Source organism: Pseudomonas sp. W2I6 (assembly GCF_030815935.1).
Taxonomy (GTDB): domain Bacteria; phylum Pseudomonadota; class Gammaproteobacteria; order Pseudomonadales; family Pseudomonadaceae; genus Aquipseudomonas.
The window spans coordinates 3,242,810-3,268,311 of record NZ_JAUSXJ010000001.1 but is presented as its reverse complement, the minus strand read 5'-3'; the positions used below and the strand labels follow the sequence as shown (position 1 = coordinate 3,268,311).

21 protein-coding genes and 1 pseudogene are annotated in these 25,502 nt (G+C 59.3%); 14 read left to right on the top strand and 8 right to left on the bottom strand.

Going from position 1 to position 25,502, the window contains the following annotated elements; genetic code table 11:
- Window positions 1-65 precede the first annotated feature (65 nt).
- Both QF039_RS15215 and QF039_RS15210 read right to left on the bottom strand, forming a co-directional pair.
- Window positions 66-296: a hypothetical protein gene (locus tag QF039_RS15215; RefSeq protein WP_003214713.1), complete on the bottom strand. Its 231-nt coding sequence runs from the start codon at window positions 294-296 to the stop codon at window positions 66-68.
- Between the two features lie 141 nt (window positions 297-437).
- Window positions 438-692 carry a hypothetical protein gene (locus QF039_RS15210; protein WP_083853233.1) on the bottom strand — a complete coding sequence of 85 codons (255 nt, stop codon included), beginning with the start codon at window positions 690-692 and terminating at the stop codon, window positions 438-440.
- Window positions 693-1,107: 415 nt separating this feature from the next.
- Here QF039_RS15210 and QF039_RS15205 point away from each other — a divergent pair, with 415 nt between their 5' ends.
- The 3 genes from QF039_RS15205 to QF039_RS15195 all read left to right on the top strand — a co-directional run bounded on the left by QF039_RS15205 (window position 1,108) and on the right by QF039_RS15195 (window position 2,894).
- Entirely contained in the window at window positions 1,108-1,557 is a 450-nt protein-coding gene (locus tag QF039_RS15205; RefSeq protein ID WP_307519225.1) for a hypothetical protein, read from the top strand.
- Window positions 1,557-1,754 (top strand): hypothetical protein, encoded by a 198-nt coding sequence (locus tag QF039_RS15200; protein ID WP_008437165.1) that lies wholly within the window; start codon window positions 1,557-1,559, stop codon window positions 1,752-1,754. Before QF039_RS15205 ends, QF039_RS15200 begins: the two co-directional genes overlap by 1 nt.
- Window positions 1,755-1,877: 123 nt before the next feature.
- On the top strand, window positions 1,878-2,894 hold the full coding sequence (locus QF039_RS15195; protein ID WP_008437166.1) for an ABC transporter substrate-binding protein: 1,017 nt from the start codon (window positions 1,878-1,880) through the stop codon (window positions 2,892-2,894).
- A 156-nt stretch (window positions 2,895-3,050) separates the two neighbouring features.
- Here QF039_RS15195 and QF039_RS15190 read toward each other — a convergent pair whose 3' ends face one another.
- Together QF039_RS15190 and QF039_RS15185 are read right to left on the bottom strand one after the other, a co-directional pair.
- Window positions 3,051-5,177 carry a TonB-dependent siderophore receptor gene (locus QF039_RS15190; RefSeq protein ID WP_307519221.1) on the bottom strand — a complete coding sequence of 709 codons (2,127 nt, stop codon included), beginning with the start codon at window positions 5,175-5,177 and terminating at the stop codon, window positions 3,051-3,053.
- Between the two features lie 95 nt (window positions 5,178-5,272).
- The gene (locus QF039_RS15185; RefSeq protein WP_003214719.1) at window positions 5,273-5,662 is read right to left on the bottom strand and encodes a DUF2946 domain-containing protein; all 390 of its coding nucleotides are present in this window, start codon (window positions 5,660-5,662) and stop codon (window positions 5,273-5,275) included.
- A gap of 93 nt (window positions 5,663-5,755) precedes the next feature.
- On the opposite strand from QF039_RS15185, the gene QF039_RS15180 reads away from it, so the two are divergent.
- Window positions 5,756-6,193 (top strand): DUF3995 domain-containing protein, encoded by a 438-nt coding sequence (locus tag QF039_RS15180; protein WP_003214721.1) that lies wholly within the window; start codon window positions 5,756-5,758, stop codon window positions 6,191-6,193.
- A 551-nt stretch (window positions 6,194-6,744) separates the two neighbouring features.
- On the opposite strand, the gene QF039_RS15175 is transcribed toward QF039_RS15180, so the two are convergent.
- The 3 genes from QF039_RS15175 to QF039_RS15165 all read right to left on the bottom strand — a co-directional run bounded on the left by QF039_RS15175 (window position 6,745) and on the right by QF039_RS15165 (window position 12,426).
- Window positions 6,745-6,954 carry a hypothetical protein gene (locus tag QF039_RS15175; protein ID WP_307519218.1) on the bottom strand — a complete coding sequence of 70 codons (210 nt, stop codon included), beginning with the start codon at window positions 6,952-6,954 and terminating at the stop codon, window positions 6,745-6,747.
- 205 nt (window positions 6,955-7,159) lie between these two features.
- Window positions 7,160-7,798 (bottom strand): hypothetical protein, encoded by a 639-nt coding sequence (locus tag QF039_RS15170; RefSeq protein ID WP_102605488.1) that lies wholly within the window; start codon window positions 7,796-7,798, stop codon window positions 7,160-7,162.
- On the bottom strand, window positions 7,795-12,426 hold the full coding sequence (locus QF039_RS15165) for an RHS repeat-associated core domain-containing protein (RefSeq protein WP_307519213.1): 4,632 nt from the start codon (window positions 12,424-12,426) through the stop codon (window positions 7,795-7,797). The genes QF039_RS15170 and QF039_RS15165 overlap by 4 nt, the downstream gene beginning before the upstream one ends.
- A gap of 365 nt (window positions 12,427-12,791) precedes the next feature.
- Between QF039_RS15165 and QF039_RS15160 the strand changes: the two genes are divergently transcribed.
- The 7 genes from QF039_RS15160 (at window position 12,792) to QF039_RS15130 (ending at window position 20,238) form a co-directional block, all read left to right on the top strand.
- A complete protein-coding gene (locus QF039_RS15160; protein ID WP_032899092.1) occupies window positions 12,792-14,195 on the top strand; it encodes an amidase in 1,404 nt (467 codons plus the stop codon).
- 212 nt (window positions 14,196-14,407) lie between these two features.
- On the top strand, window positions 14,408-15,166 hold the full coding sequence (locus tag QF039_RS15155) for a DeoR/GlpR family DNA-binding transcription regulator (RefSeq protein WP_177051426.1): 759 nt from the start codon (window positions 14,408-14,410) through the stop codon (window positions 15,164-15,166).
- Window positions 15,144-16,424: a M20 family metallo-hydrolase gene (locus QF039_RS15150; RefSeq protein ID WP_307519211.1), complete on the top strand. Its 1,281-nt coding sequence runs from the start codon at window positions 15,144-15,146 to the stop codon at window positions 16,422-16,424. The genes QF039_RS15155 and QF039_RS15150 overlap by 23 nt, the downstream gene beginning before the upstream one ends.
- An 8-nt stretch (window positions 16,425-16,432) precedes the next feature.
- Window positions 16,433-17,389 carry an aminoglycoside phosphotransferase family protein gene (locus QF039_RS15145; RefSeq protein ID WP_307519209.1) on the top strand — a complete coding sequence of 319 codons (957 nt, stop codon included), beginning with the start codon at window positions 16,433-16,435 and terminating at the stop codon, window positions 17,387-17,389.
- On the top strand, window positions 17,386-18,324 hold the full coding sequence (locus QF039_RS15140) for a choline kinase family protein (RefSeq protein WP_307519207.1): 939 nt from the start codon (window positions 17,386-17,388) through the stop codon (window positions 18,322-18,324). Before QF039_RS15145 ends, QF039_RS15140 begins: the two co-directional genes overlap by 4 nt.
- A gap of 130 nt (window positions 18,325-18,454) precedes the next feature.
- Window positions 18,455-18,709, top strand: coding sequence for a hypothetical protein (locus QF039_RS15135; RefSeq protein ID WP_003218518.1), 255 nt, complete (start codon window positions 18,455-18,457; stop codon window positions 18,707-18,709).
- Window positions 18,706-20,238, top strand: coding sequence for a sodium:solute symporter (locus tag QF039_RS15130; RefSeq protein WP_307519205.1), 1,533 nt, complete (start codon window positions 18,706-18,708; stop codon window positions 20,236-20,238). Before QF039_RS15135 ends, QF039_RS15130 begins: the two co-directional genes overlap by 4 nt.
- A gap of 123 nt (window positions 20,239-20,361) precedes the next feature.
- Here the strand turns inward: QF039_RS15130 and QF039_RS15125 are convergent, their stop codons facing one another.
- Entirely contained in the window at window positions 20,362-22,206 is a 1,845-nt protein-coding gene (locus QF039_RS15125) for a sigma-54-dependent Fis family transcriptional regulator (protein WP_307519203.1), read from the bottom strand.
- A 237-nt stretch (window positions 22,207-22,443) separates the two neighbouring features.
- Between QF039_RS15125 and QF039_RS15120 the strand changes: the two are divergent.
- The 3 genes and pseudogenes from QF039_RS15120 to QF039_RS15110 all read left to right on the top strand — a co-directional run bounded on the left by QF039_RS15120 (window position 22,444) and on the right by QF039_RS15110 (window position 25,499).
- Window positions 22,444-23,539: pseudogene (locus tag QF039_RS15120) on the top strand (ABC transporter ATP-binding protein).
- Entirely contained in the window at window positions 23,539-24,636 is a 1,098-nt protein-coding gene (locus QF039_RS15115; protein WP_003218526.1) for an ABC transporter ATP-binding protein, read from the top strand. The pseudogene QF039_RS15120 and the gene QF039_RS15115 overlap by 1 nt, the downstream one beginning before the upstream one ends.
- On the top strand, window positions 24,633-25,499 hold the full coding sequence (locus QF039_RS15110; protein ID WP_003218527.1) for a carbohydrate ABC transporter permease: 867 nt from the start codon (window positions 24,633-24,635) through the stop codon (window positions 25,497-25,499). Before QF039_RS15115 ends, QF039_RS15110 begins: the two co-directional genes overlap by 4 nt.
- Window positions 25,500-25,502 lie beyond the last annotated feature (3 nt).

Sequence of the window (25,502 nt, the reverse complement as noted above, 5' to 3'; positions counted from 1 at the left end):
TGATCATCGTATGCATGGGAGGGTTGTTGCGGGACAGAGTTCGATCGGATTGTCGCGCCGGGTAATCAGGAGGTCAGCGCGCCGGAATCAACGGCGGCCTTAAGGGCTTTTGCGGCTTCCTTGGCAGCCGTGTTGGCAGCGTCCACGGTTTTGAACCAGCGGTCCTTTTCTACCTGGTGAGTCGTCACGGTGGTCAGGGGAGCCTTGGCCCGCATCACAATCACGGCCTGGAACTCACCGTCTACTTCCCTGGCTTCGCCATGGATGAAAAATTCGCCAATATCAAATTCCGTCACGTATAGCCTTCCCTTGGAGGTAATTGCGCTGATGAAACCTGAACCGCAAGGGCACAAATCTCAATGGACGGACCAGTATGGCAGTTGTTACGCGCTGGCGGCGCAGTAAAGTCAACCAGATGACGAAACGCCAGCCGCGCCTCAGCCGTGTGGCGCTTGCAGGATGGCTTCCAGCTGTCGGGCCAGTTCGCAGGCCTGGCTATGGCCGCTGCGAAAACCTTTGATCCGCCCACTGGGCACTTCAAGGATATGGAAAAAGTTTCTCCCGGCGGGGACTACCCGATAGAGCGCCGAATGCAGGCAACTGTCGTGGGTGTATAGGGAGTAGAATTGCCCGTCATCGATAAAAGATGAACCTGTGTTCGAAGGTGTGGCAATCGGTTGAGGTCGTTGCATAATCAGCTCCTGTCGATCGACATTGCGTACCCGCTTGCAGTATTTCGAGTGGTTTTGACCCGTGTTGCTGTTTTAGTATTGTCGTCAGTGTCCGGCGTCCGGTTCCATCCAAAGCATTAGTTTCTGTGTTGGATGTCGGAAACTGCATTTTTTAAAGGGTTATTGTCTGAAGTGGGTCGGCCAGTATTCTCTGGTCGTTAAACCTGTGATTTCCTGCAACGCCTGGCGACCTGCGTAAGGTGCGTCGGGCACGCCTGTACTAGTCTCATGGCCTGGCAGCGTGATCTTCTTCAGTTTTTATCAGTGGATTTGTTGTGTGATCGTGCCGTTTCCGGCCGTTTTTTTGTGCTGCCCGCTTGGGCGGACAGCACCCTTTTGATGTGGGGGCGTTTCCTTGGCAGTCAGTAATCTGGATATGCACGCGTTATTCGTGCTGGGTGATTTGCGCGCAAAGTTGGTCAAGCAGTTTCAATCCCGTTTCGTCTACGTCACTGAGCAGACACCTGAAGGTATCTACATCGCCGAGATCGATACCGAAGCGGCATTGGTGGTGGACGACAAGCCGCGCCTGGAACTCAAGGTCGGTGATCATTTCCGGGCCGCTGTATTGCCCAGCCGCGAAGGCGGCAAGTTCGAACTGAAGTTTCGCGATATCAAGTTGACGGTGTATGGCCTGGGCGAATACGCCTTTGTGTCCTCGGCCGAAGGCCAGGGCATCGTGTTCAAGGAAGGCCACAGCGTGATGCTGGTGTTTGCCGCCAATGAGCAATTGGTAGAAGGCCTGACCAAGACCCTGAAGGCCGTCACCGGCAAGGCCGCCAAATGGCGCAAGGGTGAACTCGTGACCTTCAAGGCCAGCGAGTAATGAGCCAGGGTAGGGCACAGTTCCACGAGCAGCACCTGCTCGATGCCCAAGCCACGGCGGCTCAATTGTTTGCCCGCAAGGCCGAGTTGCAGGGCGCCTGGTTGAGCTGGGTCGCCGGCCAACTGTATGAACTCAAGCCCGCCGAATTCGCCAGCATGGTGCGCCGCGAGTTGCAGCGGCTGAACAATCCTGCGTAAAAACCGGCAACCTGCCATGTTCCCCGGAACCTCTACTACAGTTGAGTTGACTTAAGTATTCAGAGGCTTCGCGGTGTTACAGCAAAGCCATTCGCGATTGCTGTAAGGCATGAGGTGCAAAGCATGAAAGGAATTCGAGCACTGTTGGCAGCCTCACTGACGACCCTGAGTCTGTCGGTGGCGTCGCTGCCGGTATCAGCGGCCCAGGCGCCGATTCATTTTGCCGACCTGAACTGGGAAAGCGGCAGCCTGATCACCGAGGTGCTGCGGGTGATTGTCGAAAAGGGCTATGACTTGCCCACCGACACCTTGCCCGGCACCACCATCACCCTGGAAACCGCCCTGGCGAAAAACGACATCCAGGTGATCGGCGAAGAGTGGGCCGGCCGCAGCCCGGTGTGGGTCAAGGCCGAGGCCGAAGGCAAAGTGGTGGGCCTTGGGGATATCGTCAAGGGCGCCACTGAAGGCTGGTGGGTGCCGGAGTACGTGGTCAAGGGCGACCCGGCCAAAGGCATCAAGCCCCTCGCGCCGGACCTGCGCAGCGTGAAGGATCTGGCGCGCTACAAGGACGTGTTCAAGGACCCGGAAGCACCGAGCAAGGGCCGTTTCCTCAACAGCCCGATTGGCTGGACCTCGGAAGTGGTCAACAAGCAAAAGCTCAAGGCCTACGGGCTTGACGACAGCTATGTGAATTTCCGCAGTGGTTCGGGTGCTGCGCTGGATGCCGAGATTGCTTCCTCGATCCGCCGGGGCAAGCCGGTTCTGTTCTACTACTGGTCGCCTACACCGTTGATGGGGCGCTACAAGCTGATCCAGCTGGAAGAGCCGCCATTTGATGCCGAGGCGTGGAAAACGCTGACCGATGCAGACAATCCTGACCCGAAACCTACACGTTCCCTGGCCTCCAAGCTGAGCATCGGAGTGTCCACGCCGTTCCAGAAGGAGCATCCGCAGATCGCCGAGTTCTTTGCCAAGGTCGACTTTCCGATCGAGCCGCTGAACAAGGCGCTGGCCGAAATGAGCGAGAAGCACAGCCAGCCGCGAGAAGTCGCCCAGGCATTCCTCAAGGATCATCCGGAAGTCTGGAAGGCGTGGCTGACTGAGGATGTGGCGCAGAAGGTCGAAGCCAGCCTGAAGTAACACCGATATAACAGCCCGATTGCGATCAAAAATGTGCGAGCGGGCTTGCTCGCGAAAGCGGTTTTTCAGCCAACATTTGTATTGACTGACTCACCGCTTTCGCGAGCAAGCCCGCTCCCACACTGACCTCATTCTTGCCTTGAAACTTGCTGGGCTTTAGAACTTCGTCTGCACCGCCAGCTCGAACGTCCTCGGCGACCCCAGGTAATACGCCGGCGACACATGGGCAAACTCGGCGTACACCTCATTGGTCAGGTTGCGCACCCGGCCCGTCACGGAGGTGTGTTGATCGACCTTGTAAGTCAAAAACGTCCCGAACAAGGTATAGGCCGGCACCGTCAGGGTGTTGGCGTTATCGGCATACACCGACGCCACATACCGCGCATCCACACCTCCTTGCCAATCCTCCGCAAAGTCATAGGTCAGCCACAAATTGCCGACCTGCCTGGGCACATTGGTCGGCGTATTGCCCTTGCGCGACACCACGGCACCGCTGGCGGTTTTCTCGTTGAAGTCCTCGTATTCGGCATCGACCCAGGCGTAGTTGCCCTCCAGCAATAGCTTGGGCGTGACCCGCAACGAACTGGCCAGCTCGATACCCTTGGACGTCTGCGCGCCCACCGGAATGCTGTTGGTCGGGTCCTGCGGGTCGGTGACGGCGAAGTCCTTGCGCTCGATCCGGTAGGCGGCCACCGTGGCGGAGCCGCGACCGTCCATGTAATCGAACTTGCTGCCCACTTCCCATTGCTTGCCGGTGGACACATCGAACACCTGGGTGGTGCTGCTCGGCTGTTCGGCAGCGGTGCTGTATTGCACGTAGACATTGGCTTGCGGGATGAACTGATACGTCAGGCCAATCCGCCCGGTCACCGGCTCCCAACTGCGTTTGACATGCCGCGGATTGCTGGCGGTGATATCCCGGTGGTTGGTGACTTCCAGGTCAATCGCGTCGTAGCGCAGGCCGGTGAGCAACGACAGCTTGTCAGTCAGGCCCAGGCGGTTCTCGAGGAACAATGCCTTGGTGGTGACGGCGTTGGTCTTGTCCGGATCGAAACCGGGCTTGGTGCCCGGGATGTCATAGAAATGCCCGGGATCATAGTTGTTCGGGTCCACCGTACTGTTGCCTGCCACATTCAACGGATTGTTGGTGGTGCTGTTGACCCTGTACTCGAAGCCGCCCGACCACGTGGTGCTCAAGCCGAAGAACGTGTCGTCATGGCGCAGCTCGAACTGGTTGCCGTTCTGCTCACCCTGGTGCCGTACCTGATAGGCCGTCGAGCGATTCACTGCGCTGTTATCAGCGTTGTACTGGTAGGTTTCCAGGTTGCGATAGTCGCGCTGGCTGTCGAGGTGATAGAGGGTATTTTTCAGCGTGGTGCTGTCATTGATCCGGTAGTCGATGATCGAGCGCACCCAGATCGTGCGTTGCTCATAACGACCGTCGGCCACGTTGTAGTTGTTGAAGCGGTTGTGTTTGTCGATCTTCAACTCGCCCGACTTCGGGTTGAGCACCGGTGTGCCCCAGTAGGGGCTGTCCTCGTGTTCGTCCTGATATTCCAGGGCCAGGGTGTGGGACAGGTTCGGGGTGAAATCACTCAGCAGGGAAAACGCCACGCTCCAGGCATCGCGCTGTTGGCGATCGATATAGGTGTGGTTGGTGTTGCGGCTTACGTCCAGGCGCGCGTAATGCTGGACCTCGGCGCCCGGCTCGGTCAGGGCGTGGTTCAGGCCGAAGGCCATTCCGGCAGTGTCGTAGCTGCCATAGGTGAGCTGACCTTCGGCGGCCTGTTCCTCACGGGTGGCCAGCTTGGTCACGTAGTTCAGCGAACCACCGACGGAGCCGGCGCCGTTGATCAGCGAGGAGGGCCCGCCCACCAGTTCGACCCGGTCATAAATCCACGCATCCACGGGGCGAGCCAGGCCGCCGGACACCGCGACGCCATTGAACATCTGGGTAATCTGGCTGCTGGTAAACCCTCGATAGGAAATGAAACCGCCAAACCCCGGCGGCGCACTGGCGTTGACCCCGGGCAGGGTATTGGCCGCGTCCTGGAAGGTCTTGGCGCCTCGGCGCTCGATGTCATTGCGGTTGGCAATGCTGATGGACGCCGGGGTTTCCCGCACGCTCAGCCCCAGGCGCGAGGCCATGCCACTGGACTGATCCAGGGCCAGGCCGGCATCACCGGTTTGCTCGCCATCAATGGTGGTCGGTGCCAGCTCAGTCGCCCAGGTGCTGACAGGCAGGCAGCCGAACAGGCCCGCCAAAAGGGGTAAATGTTTCATGGTTGAATCCTGAAAAACTTGGCTTGAAAACAACCCAGTGCTGTCCGCACTCCCGGGGGAGGCAGCCGCGTGGGCCAATCAGAAAAGCGCAGGTATCAGGCGAAGGCGGGCGGGGCGCGCGGATTAGCCGCAGGCCAGGTGAAGCGGGCAGGGATGTCGGCACTGGCAACGATGGCGGGCGGCGGCGCATGGGGTTGCGGAAGCACCGCCACGTTGAGGCTGGAGTTGAGCGCCGGGCCCATGCCGCCGGTGGAGCACAGCGGGCAACCGAAGGCTTTCGAGAGCGTGGGCAGGGATTCATCGGTGGACTTGTAAGGCGCCGGCGCCTGGGTGCGCGGGTCCACCGTACAGAACTGGCCGCCGATGCCGTTGAGCTGCATCCCGACCATTTGCCCGTGGCCGATGCTGCAGGCGAACACATTGAACAGGACGCAGCAGTAGAGCATCCAGGCAATGAGCGAGCGGTCGGTACGGGCGAGTTTCATGGGGCGGCACTTTACCATCAGCCGCCGACGAATTGCCTGCAAAAAATCTCAAGAGGGCTATCCTCTCTCGGACTTTTCCAAGGATATCCAGCCATGAGCTTTTTAGTCGCGCGATGGATCGTCGGGGTTTTTGGCTTTATCAGCCTGGTGCATTTGTACTGGGCGGCCGGCGGCAAATTGGGTGTGACGGCGGCTATTCCGCAGCTGCCGGGTGAATTCGCCAGCGGGCCGCGACCGGCGTTCAAGCCGTCGGCACTGGGAACGTTGCTGGTGGGTGTGGGGTTGGTGGCGATTGCGGTGCTGGTGTGTTTGCGGGCCGGGCTGTATTTCGAGCCGGTGTCCAACCATGCGTTGCAGTGGGGGATTAGTGCAGTAGCACTGGTGATGTTTGCCCGGGCGATTGGGGATTCAGAGCTGGTGGGTTTTTTCAAGAAGGTCGGCGGGTCGCGGTTTGCGCGGCTGGATACATTTTTTTACTCGCCGCTGTGTTTGGTGTTGGGGGCGGGGTTGTTGGTGGTGGCGTGGAGTTGAGGGGAACGTTTGCCGCAGTAGAGTGAGGGCTGCGTTGTATAAACTACATGCCCGCCTGATGATACGACGTCAGGTGGCCCACAGAAATCAAAGGCTTAGGAAGTAGTTCGTAGGGTATAGGTTAGGTGATCCGTCCGGGCTGCAAAATTTTGTTGTTACACCAGAGCTGGATTTTTTTGTTTCGAATCTGTACTCAAATAAGTCGATAGCATTTTTTTCCGATCTAGATATTAAAATATTTAATTTCTCGGTTTTAAATTTTCATTGTGTTACATGCGCAATGGCTAAATTTTTTTGAGCGTTGGTTTGAGTAAGGCAATCGGTATTTTTATCTGTTTGTTGCAATGTCAGTGAAAGCTCACGTCAATTCTCTCTACTTCCAATCTGATAAGTTGTTCGTTTAATTCTGGATGCTCGTAGTGCAAGTCTTGATCGTCAAGTGGCGTAAACGTGTGAAAAGTCTCGTTGCAAAGCCTTCCAAACAGAAAATAAGCATAGCCATGGCCTGTTTTTTCAACCAGACAATCGACTGTGTCGATCCTGATGACTTCTTAGTCGTCGGATAGATTTATTGTCAGATCTACATCATAGGTTTTTCCTACTTCGATCTCATAAGGGCAAAAGCTGACGAAGCAATTCAATATGGTGCCGTCGATGAGCAACGTCGCATCCTCTTCAACGTGCTCGCTGAGCGCCACCACCTGTGTTTTTTTGTGATTATTCGATGTGAAGCCTGATGGTTTTTTCAGTGAGATCGCCATTTATCGTCCTCCAAATACGTTTCCGCTTTTGGTGTGTAGTATTGTTTTTTTGGTCACGGCAAGTAGTCGCAGTAAAGAAACAGAGTGAGGCGGATTTATTTGGTTAAAATATCCTGCGTCAAGAGGAGAGACTTTTTTTGAGTCGAACGTTTAGGTACGTCGCAATTCATGATGTTTGGTGGAAAGTTTGGCTTTCGGCTATTCTTCATGTGTGAATATAACTGTAGACCTCTCGTTGAGTGATTTCTCGGATCTCATTTTTTTGAATTGCGCTGACTAGTTTCTCTTGAACATCAATCATGCTTATAAATTGAGCGGCGGCATGTGTTTCTGAATCAAAGAACCTGCAAAGCACGGTTTGTGGATGAATCTCAAGGAAGGTTTTTATATTTTTGGTAGTCACTTTTTTTTCGAAAATAGTCATGTCGGTCCAAAGCTGTTCTATTGAAGGGACTGACTTTTGCATAATCAAAATTGTTTCGCTTGAACCTTCCAGTGCGGAATTTGTTATATCTCTGGGCAAGGTTGGAATGTTTTTTATTATCGAATATATGTTGGTGCTATCATTTTTTCCGAATAGATCTCCATTTTTTATCTGACCAGCCAATTCCTTTTTTAGTAGGTATTCCTCGGTCCTGGAGTAAAAATCTCCCCACCCTATCGACCGCCATTCCCGCTTGATCGGCCATTCTTCTACTAAGCACTCCGCCACGTTGCACCAGGAATCCCAAACGCAGCGAAAGTCATGGTCAATTAAGGTTAATGTGGAAAACTGAGAGTCATCTATCTGTTCTACCCCGTTCCAAGGTTTTACTCCAGTTTCATTTATATATGCGGTTTTCATGGCTTTCCCTTGAAATATGTATGTGAGTCATCGCCAATCCTCAAAGGCACCTTTATTCCTCCAATCGTGTTTTTTGTGTTGAAGTGTGGACCGTGATTGCCCTCTACATGACCTAGGGAGTGTTCATAAATCTTAGTGACATGACCTTTTTTAAGGCTGAAAACATATATCCTGCCCGATATGTATATATCTTGATCACGGATCTTATCCCTTTCAACCGCTATAGGCTGTGCGCTTCGTGGAATACCACCAATCTCTTTAGCTCTTCTCAGCGCTCCATTTCTTGAGAGCTTACTATCGAATCCTTTAGGTGGCTCTACGTCGCCTTCGTTTACCTTGGCTTTGCTCGTGGGATCTTCAGCGTGGTGCGTCGGCTTGCATCCATCCCCACCCGGACAGGTATTCAACCCCAACGGATCCACCCACCTCGTCGGGTTGGGCACGTACTGGTATCCGTTCAGCCCGCCCGCCAGCTTCACGGGATCGGGCGTCAGGTAGCGGCCAATGTCCGGATTGTAGTAGCGATGACGGTTGTAGTGCAGCCCGCTTTCCGGGTCGAAGTATTGGCCCTGGAAGCGCAGCGGGTTGGTGAGGGTGTTGACGTCCAGCTTCGCGATTTGGCCGTAGGCGCGGTAGTGCGCTGACCACATTATTTCGCCATCGGATGCGGTGAGTTCTTGCGGGGTGCCCAGGTGGTCGAGTTGGTAGTGGAAGGGTTTTACGTCTTCCGGGCCGTAGCCTTTCAGCAGCGCTAATGGACGAAAGCTGTTGGGTTCGTAGATATAGCTCTGGTGGTGATCGGCGCTGTGTTCGGCGATCAGCGTGTCGCCTTGCCAGAAAAACTCGGTGGTTTGGCCTTTTGTAGTTTTGGCGATACGCCGACCAAACGGGTCGTAGCGATAGCTGGCCTGGGTGCCGTCCGGTTGGGTGACGCTGATCAGGCGGTGCTGACAGTCGTAACTGTATTCGGTAACTAACTGCTGCGCCCGACCCCGGCGTTCCCGCAGGAGGTTGCCGAAAGCGTCGTAGTCGTAATGGCGGTCACCTTGCATCAACAGGCGATTGCCTTTGACTACGCTCGGACCGACGCGGTCTTGCATCAGCAGGTTGCCCGCCGGGTCGTGGACGAAGCGTTCCTGCAGATCGTGCGAGTGGTTGGCGCGGGTCAGGCGGTCGAGTGGGTCGTAGTGGTAGTCGTGCTGGCCTTTGCGGGTGTCGAGGATGCGGGTCAGGTTGCCGCGTTTGTCGTAGTCGTATTGGCGGCGCTGGTGGCGTTGTTCCTGTTGGGTGATCGCGTGGGCGTGCAGGCGGCCCTGGTCGTCATAGTGATAGTGGCTGAGGAGTTGGCCTTGCTGGCGCTGATGTTCGCGGCCGGATTTGAACAGGTGCGAGGTGAGCAGGTTGCCGTTGAGTTCGATGGTGGCGAGGTCGCCGCCTTTTTCGTGGTGGAAAGCGAGGCGGTTGTTGTCGGGCAGGCGCAGGTAGTTGAGTTGCCCGCATTCGTCGTAGCGGTAGCGCAACGTGCCCCAGCCCTGGTGTTCGGCGGTGAGGCGGTTTTGCAGGTCGTATTCGTAATGCAGCGGCCAATGACAGTCGTCGACGCTGAGGAGATTGCCGAGGCGATCGTAGGTGTAATCAACCGTGCTGCAGTCGGGCAGGGTTTTTCTTACCAGGCGACCGGCGCTGTCCCGCTGATAGCCAGTAACCAGACGACTGCCATCGTCGCCGTACTCGGTCTTTTCCAGCAGATGCCCGGCGAGGTCGTAGACATAGGCGGTGCGGCGACCATCAAACCCGGTTTCCTGCTGGATCAGGCCGTTGGCGTGGTACTCAAGTCGATAGGTCTCTCCGACCTCGTTTTCAATCTCGGTCAGTAACAGCCGAACATTGTCATAACGGTATTTAAGCTGCGTGCCGTCCGGATTAATCCGGCGGCTGATCAGGTGCAGACCATCGGCGTATTCGTAGCGGGTGACGCGGCCCAACTCGTCGCGCTCAGCAGTGATTTTTCCGTACGGGTTGTAGCTGAATTCGCGTGTGGCCCCGTCAGGCTGAATCACTTTCAGCAAACGACCTACGGCGTCCCACTGATACTGGGTCAGTGCACCATGCTCATCCTCGCAAGCCACCTGCCGCCCCAGCTCGTCATAGCGATAACGCCGCACACCGCCATTCGCCAGTTTTTCCTCAATGAGCTGGCCGCGTTCGTTCCAGATAAAGCGTTGGCTGCTGTTGTCCGGATACCAAACACCCGTAAGCTTTCCGTGTGGGGTGTAGGTGTATTCGGTGTAATTGCCGTCCGGATCAGTCTTGCGAGTGATATCGCCTTGATCGTTACGCTGGTATTTCCACACCGCATCACCACGGCGCACAACCCGTACGAACCCGTTGTCATGCTCGTAGGACGTCGGCGTATCGTCCCCGGGAAACAGCGCAATCAACCGACCGGCTTCGTCGTACTGATAGGCCGTCACCGCTCCCAGCGGATTCTGCTCGACCGTCAGCCGGCCTTTTTCATCGTAGGATTTGAAGTGCTGCGCGCCGTCCGGATCGATCCGCTGTACCAGCCGTGCGCGCTGGTCGTGTACGTAGACTTCCTGGCTGCCATCGGCGTTGTGCACGGTGACCGTGCCGTTGTCGTCCCACACATACCGCGTGTCCATCTGCGAAAAGCTGGCCCAGTGCCGGACGCACCTTGCCGCCTTGCCGGACCGTTCCCACTCCCAGAAGAAACTCGCCCCACCGGCCAGTTCCCGCTCCAGGATCACCTGCTGATCGTCGTACCGATAACGCTCGCTTTCGCCGACAGCGTTGGTCGCTTCAATCAATCGACAGGCGTCGTCATACCTGTAGGAAACAACGTTCTGCTCGGTAACCCAGCCGAGTTCCCGCTGCACCTGATAGTCGACCGCAACGATATGGCCGCGCTCATACCGCAGCAGCAATCCCTGGCCAACATGGTTATCGATCCGCTGAATCCGCCCGGAATAATCGCGAGCAATGCGCAGCCGGTTGTCGTAAGCGTCGCTGATCGCCGTCAGCACACCGTCACGGAAGTGGTAGAAAAGCGACGCCTGAGCCAGTACCCATTCATCCGGCAAAGCACCCAGATAAATCGCCGCTTCCGCCAGGCTATTGGTGATCGCCGGCCGTGCAGCAGAGGGCAGGGGAAAGGTGGTGCTGCGGTTTTCGTGATCGGTCCACACCACCGATCCGCCGCTCACCACCAACCGCTGCGCCAGCGCATGACTCCAGCCAAACCCCAACCCGCAATCCACTTCCACGGCACTGCTGCGATACAACCGCGTCCAGGCAAATGGCAGGACACCCTCCAACGAGCCGTCTGTGAGGGTCAGCAGTTCCTCACCAGTAACCATCGAAACCGGGCAGCCATTGGTACAGGTATTCGCCGAACAGACCGAAGCATCTCCATTGGGGTTTTTCGCCGAAGCCGGGGCATCATCCACATGTTCTTGCTTCACCAGCGCCGTGCGCGCTGCTTTAGGCTTTCGGACCAGCGCTGCCGGATTCGAAACCTCGTTTACACCGGCCTTCAACGGCACGGCCGCTGCCTTGATCGACACTGGGTCATTTTTAAGCGACACCGGCTTAAGCACACTGGGGTGCCAGTCCAGCCGTGGTGCCTCGCCCAACTTGGCCATCTGCTCGAGTAACACCCGTGCCCGGCCGGACCTGACCTTGCCCAGCACCTGCGGGCCCAAACGCACCGCCACACCCATGCCGCCAGTGGCCAACAGCAACAGCAGGTTGAGCAGTACCTCGGAAGTCATTTCCCCCAGCAGCTCGTTCATGTCCGGCGGCGGAAGCAATTGCGCCCAACTGAGCATCGCCGACAAATAGATGAACAACAGCGGTTCATCGCTCAGCACCAGAAGACCGTTGGCAATGGCCTCATTGCTGAGCTTCAACAGCTCTTCAAGCTCGCCTTGGGAGAGGTACTGCAGCAACTTTTCGCTATTGGGTTTGATGTCCGCCAGCCAGTCGTACAGGTTTGGAATACCGTCCCAAAGGCTGTACAGCGTGTTCGTAATCCCTCGCACAAACGCGGCGTCCATCAACTTGCGACGGTCGAGGGCGCTGGCGTTTGAGTACTGTTTCCACTGCTCTTCGAAGGTGCTCGTCCATTCACTGCGCAAGCTGCTTTCCAGTGAGCTGATCACCGACTGATAGGAGGCGTAGAGCGCCTTGACGTGATCCTTGGAAACATCGGGGTAGAAGCTGACCTGATACTGCTGGTCGCGCGTGCAGTCGGTGATTTCGAGGATGCCGCTGGGGCCGATGGTTTTATGAATGGGGGGACCGATCAGGCTGCCGTCCTCGGCGATGGCCTGGAGCATGACCGGCGTGTTGCCGATCGGCACAAACCGCTTGCTCTCAAACATATGCACCAGGGTCAGCGCACCATTGGGTTTGCACATTGCAACGGTGGTACTGGGGGCTTTAGAGGAAACAGGCGCGACCAGCGCGACCTCATCCCCAACCTTGAACACCTGCTCGACTTCCAGCGACGAAAAGCTCCAGAAGCTCTCAGCCCAATCGTCAAACGAGTTAAGGCACTCCCTGAAATTACGAAAGACCGCTTCAACGTCCTTCGTCTCCACATCCATGGGAGCCAGGGCCAATCTGCCTATGGCGGGATTCAAGAGGCAGCCCCATCGGGCAGGGCATTAATCGAAAAAAACATCGGCGTTCCCTCGCGCTGTGTGATCAGGCGAGGGACTTTGCAGAGGTTTGTAAGAGAAAGAAGTCAGAGCTATCCACTGCTACTGATAGGACGTTTCGCCAAATCCCCGGCTAAACCGACCCGTTTTCGTAAGCCAAATCTCCGACAAAAATAAATCCCACAAAACCCACATACGCAACAAATCCAACTTGACAGCTTCCATTCCCTTGGCGTCTATTGACGTACCCGCTGGATCATTTCGCAGATGTCCCAGGATGCTCAATGAAGACTGATACCTCACTGACCCACATGCCCAGCGTCCTGCACGCAGCCGAAAGCATCCGCCAAGGCACACTGACCCCTGTGCAACTGGTCGAGCAAAGCCTCGAAGCCATCAAAACCCACAATCCCACACTGAATGCCTTCGGCGACGTCTACACCGAATCCGCGCGGGAGCAGGCTGAAATCCTGACCGCAGAAGCGCAGGCCAACCAATTTCGTGGCCCGCTCCACGGCATCCCCTTCGGCATCAAAGACCTGTTCTCCACCGCCAATCTGCGCACCACCCGCGGTTCGCTGACCGGCCTGGACAACGTCCCCACCCAGGACGCCCCGATCATCCGCCGCCTCAAGGAGGCCGGCGCGATCATCCTCGGCAAGACCGCCACCACCGAATTCGGCTGGACCGGCGCCAGCACCTCCCGGGTTTTCGGCAATGGCCGCAACCCCTGGAACCCCCAGCTCACCAGCGGAGGATCCAGTTCCGGCTCGGCCATTGCGGTGGCAGCACGCATGGTCCCGGCCACGCTGGGTTCCGACGGCGGCGGTTCGGTGCGCATTCCCGGCGCCTTTTGCGGTGCATTCGCTCTTAAAGGCTCTCTGGGGCGCATCCCCACCTGGCCCTGGTCCGCCACTGAAATGCTCAGCCACGCCGGCCCGATCACCCGTACCGTGCGCGACAGCGCGTTGCTCTTCGATATCCTCTCCGGGCCCGATCCGCTGGATCACCAGGCCTTGCCCGCGCCCACCGAGTCCTACCTGGCACGCTGCGACCAACCGCTGGGCCCCGTGCGTGTGGCGTATTGCCCGACCTTGTTCGATACGCCGGTGGACCCGGTCATCGCCGCCACCGTCGAAGCGGCGGTGCATTACCTTGCGGATGAGCTGCCGGTCACCGTCACCACCCTGAACCTGGACTGGCAAGACCCGCTGGCCACCTTCGAAACCCTGTGGGTCGGCGGGCGCGGGATCGCTTATGGCAAATCCCTGGCCGATCGCCTCGACCAACTGGACCCGGGTTTCGCTGCGCTGATCAAGCGCTCCGCCGATTACGATCTGGCGGCCTACCTCAAGGCCGTGCAGCAACGTGCACTGTTCGCCAATCAGGTACACGCGCTGTTTAATGACTACGACGTACTGCTGATGCCGACGATGCCGATCCTGCCGTTCGCCGCCGACCGGGTTGCCCCCGAGGGCTGGCCGGGCGAGGAGGGCGCGGTGCCCTGGGCCCGCTGGACGCCGTTTACCTATCCGTTCAATATCACCGGCAACCCCGCTGCCAGCCTGCCCTGCGGCTTCAGCCCGAGCGGTTTGCCGATTGGCCTGCAGGTGATCGGCCCACGTTTTGCCGACGCCCAGGTGCTGCAATTCTGCGCGGCCGTCGAAGCCATCGCCCCCTGGGATCAGCACCTCCCCCCGATGCTGATGCCCTGATTGATTGCACCCGGAGTGGGCTCAAAAGAAGCCCGCCCGTGATAAACGCTTTGTGTTGTCCTGCCCTTTCACACCCTGATGAGTGAGAGGTACCCGTGACCCTGTCCATGGCTGTATTACGTTCTATGCTCCCCGCTGGACCGGCTCGCGCCGCGTTTCGCCGTGGGGCGCGCAATACCGGCCGCCTGAACCTGCCCTGGAATACCTCTTTTATGCTCAACCAGCCACGTCTCGACGAAATCATGCTCCTGCTCACTCAACACCAGCGCGTCAAGGCGTCGGACCTGGCGCAGGTACTGTTCGTCTCCGAAGAAACCATCCGTCGCGACTTCAAGTACCTGGAAGAAGCCGGCAAGCTGCGGCGCATCCACGGCGGCGCGATCCTGCCGCGACTCAACGAAGAACAGCCGCTGCAGGTGCGCAGCCGCATCAAGCCCCAGGCCAAGACGCGTATCGCGGTGTGTGCAGCGAAGCTGGTGAGCGAAGGCATGGTGCTGTTCCTCGACACCGGCACCTCGACCCTGGCCCTGGCCCAGCAACTGACCGCGTTCAGCCAGTTGCGCATCATCACCAACTCCCTGGACATCGCCCGCCTGATCACCGAGCAAAGCGCCAACCAGGTGCTGGTGGTGCCCGGCGATGTGCGCCGCAACGACAACGCGCTGATTGGCGCCCACACCCTGGAATTCGTCCGACAGTTCCACTACGACATTGCCTTCATGGGCATCGGCGCTGTCGACCTGGAGCTGGGGTTCATGGACTACCAGGAGCCCGAGGCGCTGCTGCGCCGGGAACTGACCAAACACAGCCTGCGCAGCGTGATCCTGGCCGATGACGCCAAGTTCGGCCACCGCACCTTTATCAATACGCTGCCGTTCAGCGCCATCACGACCCTGGTCACCAATCGTGCGCCGTCCAACGACTTTGCGACCCGCCTGGAGCAAGCCCATGTCGATATCCTTTACCCCTGAGTTGCTGGTGCCCAGTGAACAGGACCTTGAAACCTTCGAGGCGCTGTTCCGCGACACCTCGGCCATCGGCGCGACCAAGGCCGGTGGGCTGCATCGCCTCGCCGCCTCGGCCGAAGACGGCGCCGTGCGCGACCTGTTCGCGGCCTGGCTGACTGAACGCGGTTTTGACGTGCGTGTGGATGCAGTGGGTAACATGTTCGGTTTGATCACCTTTAATCCAGAAGCGCCCTACGTGCTGTGTGGTTCGCATCTGGACAGCCAGCCGAGTGCCGGGCGTTTCGATGGGGTCTATGGCGTACTGGCCGGCGCAGTCGCGGTGGCCAGCCTGGCTCGCCAACTGCGCGAGCGCGGCGAAACGCCGGCGTGCAACCTGGCGGTGGTGAACTGGACCAACGAGGAGGGCGCGCGTTTTCAGCCCAGTCTGATCGGCAGCAGCGTGTTCACCGGTGACCTACCACTGCAGGACGCCTGGGCCTGCCGCGATGGCGATGGCATCAGCCTCAAGCATGCGCTGCAGCAGATTGGTTATCTGGGAGAGGGCCGCGTCGAGCTGGACGTCGCCGGTTATGTGGAAATCCACGTCGAACAAGGTGATGGCCTTGAGCGCGACGGGCTGGCCATCGGTGTGGTGCGCGACACCTGGGCCGCCCTCAAGCAACGGATTCGGTTCATCGGTGAACAGAACCACACCGGTCCTACACCCATGGCTGCACGCAAGGATGCCTTGCTGGCCGCCGCCCACGCGATCACTGCGGTGCGGGCCGAGGCCGACCTGCACGGCGTGCAACTGCACAGCTCGGTGGGGCGCCTGGAGATCTATCCCAATTCCCCCAACGTTGTGCCTTCCAGCGTGACGTTGCATGTCGAGTACCGCTCGCCCGACACCGAATTACTGGCCGCAGCCGGTGCGCGCCTGGACGCCAGCCTCAAGGCCACCGCCAGCGCCACGTCGACTGACTACAGCATCGAAAGCCGCGCCCTGCGTGAGCCGACCCACCTGCACCACGGTTTTGCCGAGTTGGCCTACGGCGTCGGCCAGCAACTGGGCTTGCCCATCGGCAACAGCGTCACCGTGTCAGGCCACGACGCCATCAGCCTGAGCCGGCATTACCCGGTGTGCCTGCTGTTTATCCCGAGCAGCAATGGCGTGTCCCACAACGAAGCGGAATTCACCAGCGAACAGGACATGCGCAACGGCCTGCACATGCTGACCGCGTTGCTGCACCGCGCCTGTTCCACCCCCAACGCCTACCGCTGAGGTCTGCCATGTCGAGTCGTTTGCAAGCAAAGTCACGGCTGCTGGGCGCCCTGGAGGCCGCCGGCTTGTCCGCCCATGTGGTGGTCGAAGAGGGCACCGCCGGGATTGCCTCGCCGGTACGCCTGGCCACCGAGTGGGCCGGTTTTACCGTCAGCGCACCGTGGGGCCAGTGTTACGCCAAAGTCTTGCATGACGACATGCGCGCGCTGATCGACATTGAACGCACTGCCCGCGCCACCCAACTGGCAGCTGATTGCGACGTGACGCCGGGTGTGCGCCTGGTGGATGCCACGGCCGGCGTGTTGCTGCTGGATGCGTTGCCCGCCAGCGAATGGCGTTGGGCCCGCCTCGACGAATTGATGCAGCCCCGGCGCCTGCAAGCGCTCTGGGCCCTGAAGAAACAATTGCACCAAGGCACCTCACCGGGCTTCGCCCGCTCGCCGCTGCAAGACATCCAGCACCTGCACGAATTATGCGTGCGCTACAGCGTGGCCTTGCCCATCGACCACGCCTGGATCAGCACCTGCATTGACCTGGCCTGGACCTCGCTGCAACTGAACGCCAGCGACTCGGTGCCGCTGCACGGCGACGGCGTGGCGAGCAACGTGATGATCGGCCCGGACGGCGCCTTGCAACTGATCGACTTCGATTACGCCGGCAGTGGTGATCCCTGGTACGACGTGGCCATCAGCCTTAACGAGTTGTACGTCTTCGAAAACGACTGGCGCGAAGGCATCCATGCCTGGGCCGGCGAGTGCCGTGAAAGCGACTATGCGCGCTGCCGCTTGTACGCCTTGATCAACGATTGGTACTGGACGCTCTGGGGCCTCTGGGTCGGCGCTACCTCGGCGCGGCCGCTGGAGTTTTCCAAGGTCGGGCAGTGGACGCTGTTGCGCTGCCGCCAAAGTCTGCAAGACCCGCGGTTTGAAGGTTGGCTACGTCAGGTACAGGAGGGACAGGCATGAAAGCGTTAGGTGAGGCGTGTACGCCACAAGAGTGTCAACTGGAAGCGGCGGTGCGCGGGGTTGCCAGTTGGGGCGGCACCGGCATTCGTTATGAACCGGTCAGCGGCGGGATCTCCAACACCAACTGGCGGGTGGAAGTGGCCGGGATCGACACTGCGTATTTCTTCAAGGTGCCGGGCGTGGGCACCGAGATGTTCATCGACCGCCGCACGGCCCACGACGCCAGCCTCAAGGCGGCGCAAACCGGCTATGGCGCGCCGGTGTTCGCGTTCCTTGAAGAGTTCGGCGTGGAAGTCTTCGAGTTCATGGAGGGCTGGCGCGCCTCCTCCAACCACGACTTCCTCGACCGCGACGTGCGCCACCACAACGCGCTGCACGCCCTCAAGGCGTTCAACGACCAGCCGCCACTGGTGCAGACCAAGACCGTGTTCGACATGATTGCCGAGCACCAGCGGCAGGTGGAGCAACTCAACGGCTGCAAGCCCGCCGACGACGCCTGGCTGCGCCGCCAATGCGACCGCGCCCGGGGCGTGCTGCAAGCTTCCGGCATCGACCTGGCTCCCTGCATGAATGACACCCTGGCGGGTAATTTCATGCTCAACGACCGTCGGCAAATTCGTCTGGTGGACTTCGAATACGCCTCCAACAACGACCGGCATTACGAACTGGCGCTGTGGTTCGGCGAGATGTTTTTCACTGATGAAATGGAACTGGCCCTGATCGAGGATTACTTCGGCCAGGTCACCCCGCAGAACCTCGCGCGCATCAAGTTGCACAAGGCCCTGGCGGACATCAAATGGTCGACCTGGGCGATGGTGCAGCACGCGGTGTCGCAGCTGGATTTCGACTTCTACAAATACGGCACCTGGAAGCACATGCGTGCCCGCAGCATCATCAACGATTCGCAATGGGAAACCTGGCTAAGACAGGCTTGAGCCTGCGCCAGACAACAATAATGCATTGAATGAAGTCACTTGGGCGCTGATTGGTGCCTGCGTTTTCACTGCTTGATTTTTGTTTGATCACACAAAAAAACGATCCACAAATTCAAGGAGCACCCGACTCATGAAATCTGATAGCGCACCACCCGGACGCCTGAAAAGCCAACTCTTCGGCGTGTACTTTTTCCTGTTGCTGATGCTCGCCTTATTCCCGCCGTTCTATTTGAGCGTGAGCGGCAGTACCGCGTTGGTACTGGGCATACCGTTGCCGATCTTCTACTGGATCGCCATTGCAGTCCTCGCAGGCCTGGGCCTGTGGGCGTTGTACGTCGCCGAATTGAAGGCCGGCGAAATACCCGAAGAGGGGGATGCGCAATGATCAGCACCGCCAGCGATGCCAACCTCTTTATCACCTTCGGCGTCATCGGCCTGTTCCTGGCCGGGATGATCGCCGTGCTGTACGCCACCAACCGCGAGAGCACGAGTTTTTCCGATTACGCCGTAGGCGGGCGCTCCTATGGGCCGTGGTACATCGCCATGTGTTACACCAACTCGTGGTGGCCGGGCTCGACCTTTACCGCGTTTTTTGCCCTGACCATCGGCGGCGCCCTGGGCTTCTACGGCATGGTCTACGCCACCCTTGGCGTGACGGCAATGTACCTGATGGCCCGCCGCGCGTGGACCTGGGGCCAGCGTTTCAACCTGCGCACCCAGCCGGACTTGCTCGGCATGCGCTTCAACAGCCCGGTGGTCAAGCGCGTGGCCTCGATCATCGGCATCATCTCGGTATTCCCGTGGGTGGTGATGGGCATCCAGGCCTTGGCGATGCTGTTCCAGTTCGCCAGCTTCGGCCGCTGGGGCGTCACCACCTGCCTGGTCGCCGGCGTGGTGGTGGTGCTGGTGCGCCAGTACTGGACCGTGAGCATGGGCATGCGCGGGCTGATCATGACCGACATGTTCCAGGGCCTGATCGCCTATGTCGTGTGTGCGGCGCTGTGTGTATTCCTGCTGTTCGGCGACCAGGCGTCGTTCTCCAACCTGGCGCACCTGCCGGCGAAAATGTTGCTGATTCCCGGCGCCAGCGGCACCGGTTACGGCCCGCTGTACATGTTCAGCCTGATCTTCACCGGCGTGATCGGCTCGATGTGCTGGCCCATGAGCTTCCAGCGCATCTACACCGCCAGCGGCGTCAAGGCGGTGAAGAAAGGCACGCTGTACACGATCCTGTTGGTGGGTGGTTTCTACGGGATTCTGATGCTGTTTGCCGCGGCCATCAGCCAGGACCCGAACGTCATCGCGCACCCGCAACAAGGTTGGTTCCTCTCGCTGTTCGACATCGGCGGGCCGTGGATGCTGGCGCTGGCGATCGTCATCGTACTGGCGGCGAGCATCGGTCACGTCGACGGCTGCGTGCAGGTCTGCGGCACCCAATTCGCCAACGACCTTGCCACCTGGAACACCCCGCGTACCGACCGGCAACTGACGCTGCTGGCCAAGTCCGGGATGGTGGTGTTTATCGTTGCCGCCTCGGTGCTGGCATACCTGACCTTTGATTACGCGCGACTGCAATTGCTGGCGCAGATTTCCTACCAGGGGATTATCCAGTTGGCGGTGCCGCTGTTCTTCGGCATTTTCAGCCGCCGCGGCAACAAGGAAGGCGCGATTGCCGGGATGCTGGCGGGGATCGTGGTGGCGATTGTGCTGACGACGATGTATCCGGACGACATTCCCGGGCTGGGGTCGTTGACCAGCGGGATTGTGGGGCTGGTGGTCAATGCGGGGATTTTTGTGGCGTGTGCATTGGCGATCAAGCCGAGTGCGCAGGAGAGTGCGCGGGTGGAGCAGTTGTTTGAGATGGCGGCGCCGGGGCACAAAGTGCCAATGGGGGCAAGGCCGGTCCTGAACTGAACCCACTTCTCAAAAACCAATGAAGATCAACTGTGGGAGCTGGCTTGCCTGCGATAGCGATGTGTCAGTGACAGAGATGTTGGCTGACACTCCGCTATCGCAGGCAAGCCAGCTCCCACAGTTTTACCCGTGTTCCTGATCAGAGTCCTCGTTTTGCCGCAGTCGCTTGTACAGGGTATTGCGGCTGACGCCGAGCTCCCTGGCCAGGTGAGAAATATTGCCGCCCGCTGCCTTCAACCGCTGGGCAAGGTCCATGCTGTCATCCAGCCTCTCACCGGCTGGCTCTGGCACCACCCCATTCAAATCCACAAAAAAATCATCCGGCAAATGTTCCACCCGAATCGGCTGCTCTTCCGCCATGGCCAGCGCCACCTGCAACACGCTACTTACTTGGCGCAGGTTCCCCGGCCACGGATGCTGTTCAAACAAGGCCAGCACCTCGTTACTCAACCCGGCCCACTGCGTCGGCTCGCGATGCTGTTGCCACAGCTGCTTGAACAGCGCCTGTTTATCCGTGCGCTCCCGTAGCGGCGGGAGCTCCAGGGTCAGGCCGCCGATGCGGTAATACAGGTCTTCGCGAAAACGCCCGAGCTGTACCTGTTCGCGCAGCGAGCGGTTGGTGGCGGAGATGATCCGCAAATCCACCGGGTACAACTCGCTGCTGCCTACAGGCTGCACACAGCGTTCCTGCAATACCCGCAACAGCCGGGCCTGGGTCGGCAGGGGCATGTCGCCGATCTCGTCGAGGAACAGCGTGCCTTTGTCTGCCTTGCGGATCAGCCCGATGCTGCCTTTCTGGTTGGCGCCGGTGAACGCGCCTTTTTCATAGCCGAACAGTTCCGACTCCACCAGTTCGGCGGGGATCGCTGCGCAGTTGACCGCGATAAACGCTTGTTGGCTGCGAGAGCTGGCCTGGTGCAGGGCTTTGACGAACACTTCCTTGCCGACACCGGTTTCACCGTGGATCAGCAACGGAATATCCTTTTCCAGCAGGCGCTCGGCCTGACGCACGGCCTTTTCCACGCGGGCATCGCCGAAGTGCAGGGTCTTGAGACTGATGGCCGTGGGGCCGGGTTCGCGGGGCTTTTTCGTTTCCACGAACACGCGAGCCTGCACTGGCGCCTGTTTCGGCCGTTTCAGCAGGCACTGGAAACGGTTGCGCCCGGCGGCTTGCAGCGAGAAGGGCAGGCCTTCGGGCTGGTTGAGCAGTTCCAGCAGCGAGACCTTGAACAGGCTGTCGATCAATACCCGCGACAGGCTGATGCCCAGCAGGTTGTCCGCCCGGCGGTTGGCTGACAGTACCTGGCCGCTTTCATCAAAAATCAGCAGCCCGGCCCACTGGCTGTCGAGGTTGTTCAGCCCGGTGTTGAACGTCAGCTGGAAATGCTCACCGCGAAACAGGTTGAGGATCAGCCGGTTCTCGACGGTCTGGCTCATCATCTTGACCATGCCGAGGGTGTGGGAAGGCGGCAGGTAGCTGTCGCTGGACACATCCAGCACCGCGATGATTTCCCGCTGCGCATCGAAGATCGGCGCTGCCGAGCCGGTCATGAAACGGTTGGCCTTGAGGAAGTGTTCGTCATGTTCAATATGCACTGCCTGGGCACAGGCCAGGGCGGTGCCGATGGCGTTGGTGCCGCTGGAGCGCTCCATCCAGCTGGCGCCGGCGCTGAAACCACGGGCCAGCTTGGGGTCGATAAAGCGTTGGGTGCCCCACGAAGTCAGCACCTGGCCCTGGTTGTCGGCAAGCATGATCAGGCAGTTGGAATTGCTGAGGATGTTTTCGTAGTAGGGCAGCACTTCCTGGTGGGTGGTCTGCACAAGGGAATGCTGGCTTTCCAGCAACTGGCTGACGCCGTCTGCGGGCAGTTGGTCGAAGCTCGGTGTGCTCTGGTGATCCAGGCCATAGGCCCGGCAGCGGCGCCAGGAGTCCTGGATGATGGCATCGTGCGCCAGCGGTGTGCTCATGGCGGTGACCCTTGCTTTGTTGTTGTTCTGGGGTGCGGAAGGCCCGTTCAGTGTTGTTCAGAACTGTTCATTGTCAACCCGCCGATTGTTCAGTTGTTCAGCCTGACCTGTTCATTTCTGTTCAGAGGCGAATCGCTGTTTTGCCTAACTCGTTGACCAGCCTGAGGTTTGGGTTGTTGGCACGGAACTCGCTCTGTGCTCCTGCCAGAACCATTCCAATAATAAAAAGGTCGTGTCATGTCATTGACCCTGGAGCACGTCACTCGCGTTGTCGAAGGCCAAACCTGGATCGACGACGCCAACCTGCGTTTCGAAGCCGGTTCCTTCAATGTATTGCTGGGCCGTACCCTGTCCGGCAAGACCAGCCTGATGCGCCTGATGGCCGGCCTGGACAAGCCCGACAGCGGGCGCATCCTGATGAATGGCGTGGACGTCACCCAGAAGCCGGTGCGCCTGCGCAATGTGTCGATGGTCTATCAGCAGTTCATCAACTACCCGACCATGACCGTGTTCGAGAACATCGCCTCGCCGCTGCGCCAGGCCGGAGTCTCTGCCGAGCAGATCCAGAGCAAAGTCCTCGAAACCGCGAAAATGCTGCGTATCGAGAAATTCCTCCAGCGTCACCCCCTGGAACTCTCCGGCGGCCAGCAGCAACGCACCGCCATGGCCCGGGCGCTGGTCAAGGATGCCGAGCTGATTCTGTTCGATGAACCCCTGGTGAACCTGGACTACAAACTGCGCGAAGAACTGCGCCAGGAAATGCGCGAGCTGTTCAAGGCACGCCATACCATCGCGATCTACGCCACCACCGAACCCAACGAAGCCCTGGCCCTGGGCGGCACCACCACGATTCTCCACGAGGGCCGGGTGATCCAGAGCGGCAAGGCCGCCGAGGTCTATCACCAGCCACAGACCGTGCTGGCGGCCGAGCTGTTTTCCGAGCCGCCGATCAACCTGATGCCCGGGCGCATCAGTGGCAACGAAGTGAGCTTCGCCAACTTCGTGCACTTCCCGCTGAACGTCGACCTGCGGCCCATCGGTGAGGGCGGAGTTTCGCTTTGGCGTGCGTCCCAGCCATATCAGCCTGGTGCCGAGCAACGACGATGACCTGGAATTGGCCGTGACCGTGGAGGTCGCCGAGATCAGCGGCTCGGAAACCTTCCTGCATGTGCGCAGCGAACACTTCCTGCTGGTGCTGCATTTGCCAGGCGTGCACGAGTACGACGTCGACGCGCCGATCCGCATCTATATCCCCACCCACAAACTGTTTGTGTTCGATGGCCAGGGACGGCTGGTCCAGGCCCCCGGCCGACGTGTCGCGAGGGTTGCCTGATGGCCGAGATCCATTTGCAGAACCTGGCCCACAGCTACAGCTCAAAGCCAAACGGCCCTGAGGACTACGCGATTCGCGAGATGAACCACGTCTGGGAGCAGGGCGGCGCCTACGCGTTGCTGGGGCCGTCGGGTTGCGGCAAGTCGACCTTGCTCAACATCATCTCCGGCCTGCTCAGCCCATCCGAAGGCCAGGTGCTGTTCGACGCCAAGGTGGTCAACGAGCTGACCCCGGAAAAACGCAACATCGCCCAGGTGTTCCAGTTCCCGGTGGTGTACGACACCATGACCGTGTTTGATAACCTGGCTTTTCCCCTGCGAAACCAGGGCATGGCCGAGGCGAAGATTCACAGCAAGGTGCAGGAAATTGCCGAGGTGCTCGACCTGCAAAACCTGCTGGACAAAAAGGCCCGCAACCTCACTGCCGATGAAAAACAGAAAGTCTCCATGGGCCGCGGGCTGGTGCGGGATGACGTGTCGGCGATCCTGTTCGACGAACCGCTGACGGTGATCGACCCGCACCTGAAGTGGAAGCTGCGGCGCAAGCTCAAGCAGATCCACGAGCAGTTCAACATCACCATGGTCTACGTGACCCATGACCAACTGGAAGCCTCGACCTTCGCCGACAAGATCGCGGTGATGTATGGCGGGCAGATCGTGCAGTTCGGCACGCCCCGGGAGTTGTTCGAGCGGCCCAGCCACACCTTTGTCGGCTATTTCATCGGCAGCCCTGGGATGAATCTGATTGAGGTGCAGGCAGAGGCGGGCGGTGTGCGCTTTGCCGGGACACATCTGGCGTTGCCCGAGGCGTTGCAGCAGCGCATTGGCGAAATGCCTTACAAGAAGCTGCAGGTCGGCATCCGCCCGGAATTTATCCATGTGTGGGATGAGCACAATCCCGACGCGCTACAGGCGCAAGTCACCCATGTGGAAGACCTCGGCACCTACAAGATCATGACCCTCAACCTCGATGGCGCACCGTTGAAAGTGCGCCTGGCCGAAGACAAACCGGTGCCCGAGGGCCAGGCGTCCATCAGCTTTCCGGGGCAGTGGCTGATGGTGTATGCCGATGACTACTTGCTGGAGGTGCAGCCATGAACAAGGTGCAGAACAACAAGGCCTGGTGGCTGGTATTGCCGGTGTTCCTGCTGGTGGCCTTCAGCGCGGTGATCCCGATGATGACCGTGGTCAACTACTCGGTGCAGGACATCTTCGACCAATCCAGCCGCTACTTCGTCGGCGCCGACTGGTACAAACAGGTGCTGCTGGACCCGCGCCTGCATGACTCGCTGCTGCGTCAGTTCATCTACTCGGCGTGTGTGCTGTTGATCGAGATTCCGCTGGGCATCGCGATTGCCCTGACGATGCCCACCAAGGGCCGCTGGTCGTCGCTGGTGTTGATCGTGATGGCGATTCCGCTGCTGATTCCGTGGAACGTGGTCGGCACCATCTGGCAGATCTTTGGCCGTGCCGACATTGGCCTGATGGGTTCCACGCTCAATGCGATGGGCATCAGCTACAACTACGCCGCCAACACCATGGACGCCTGGGTCACGGTGCTGGTGATGGACGTGTGGCACTGGACGTCCCTGGTGGCGCTGCTGTGTTTCTCGGGGCTGCGGGCGATCCCGGATGTGTACTACCAGGCGGCGCGGATTGATCGGGCGTCCAGCTGGGCGGTGTTCCGACATATCCAGCTGCCAAAACTGAAGAGCGTGCTGTTGATCGCGGTGATGCTGCGCTTCATGGACAGTTTCATGATCTACACCGAACCGTTTGTGCTGACGGGCGGCGGGCCAGGGAACGCCACCACCTTCCTCAGCCAGACGCTTACCCAGATGGCCGTAGGCCAATTCGACCTGGGCCCGGCGGCGGCGTTTTCGCTGGTGTACTTCCTGATCATCCTGTTGGTGTCCTGGCTGTTCTACACCGCCATGACCCACTCCGACGCCAACCGCTGAGGC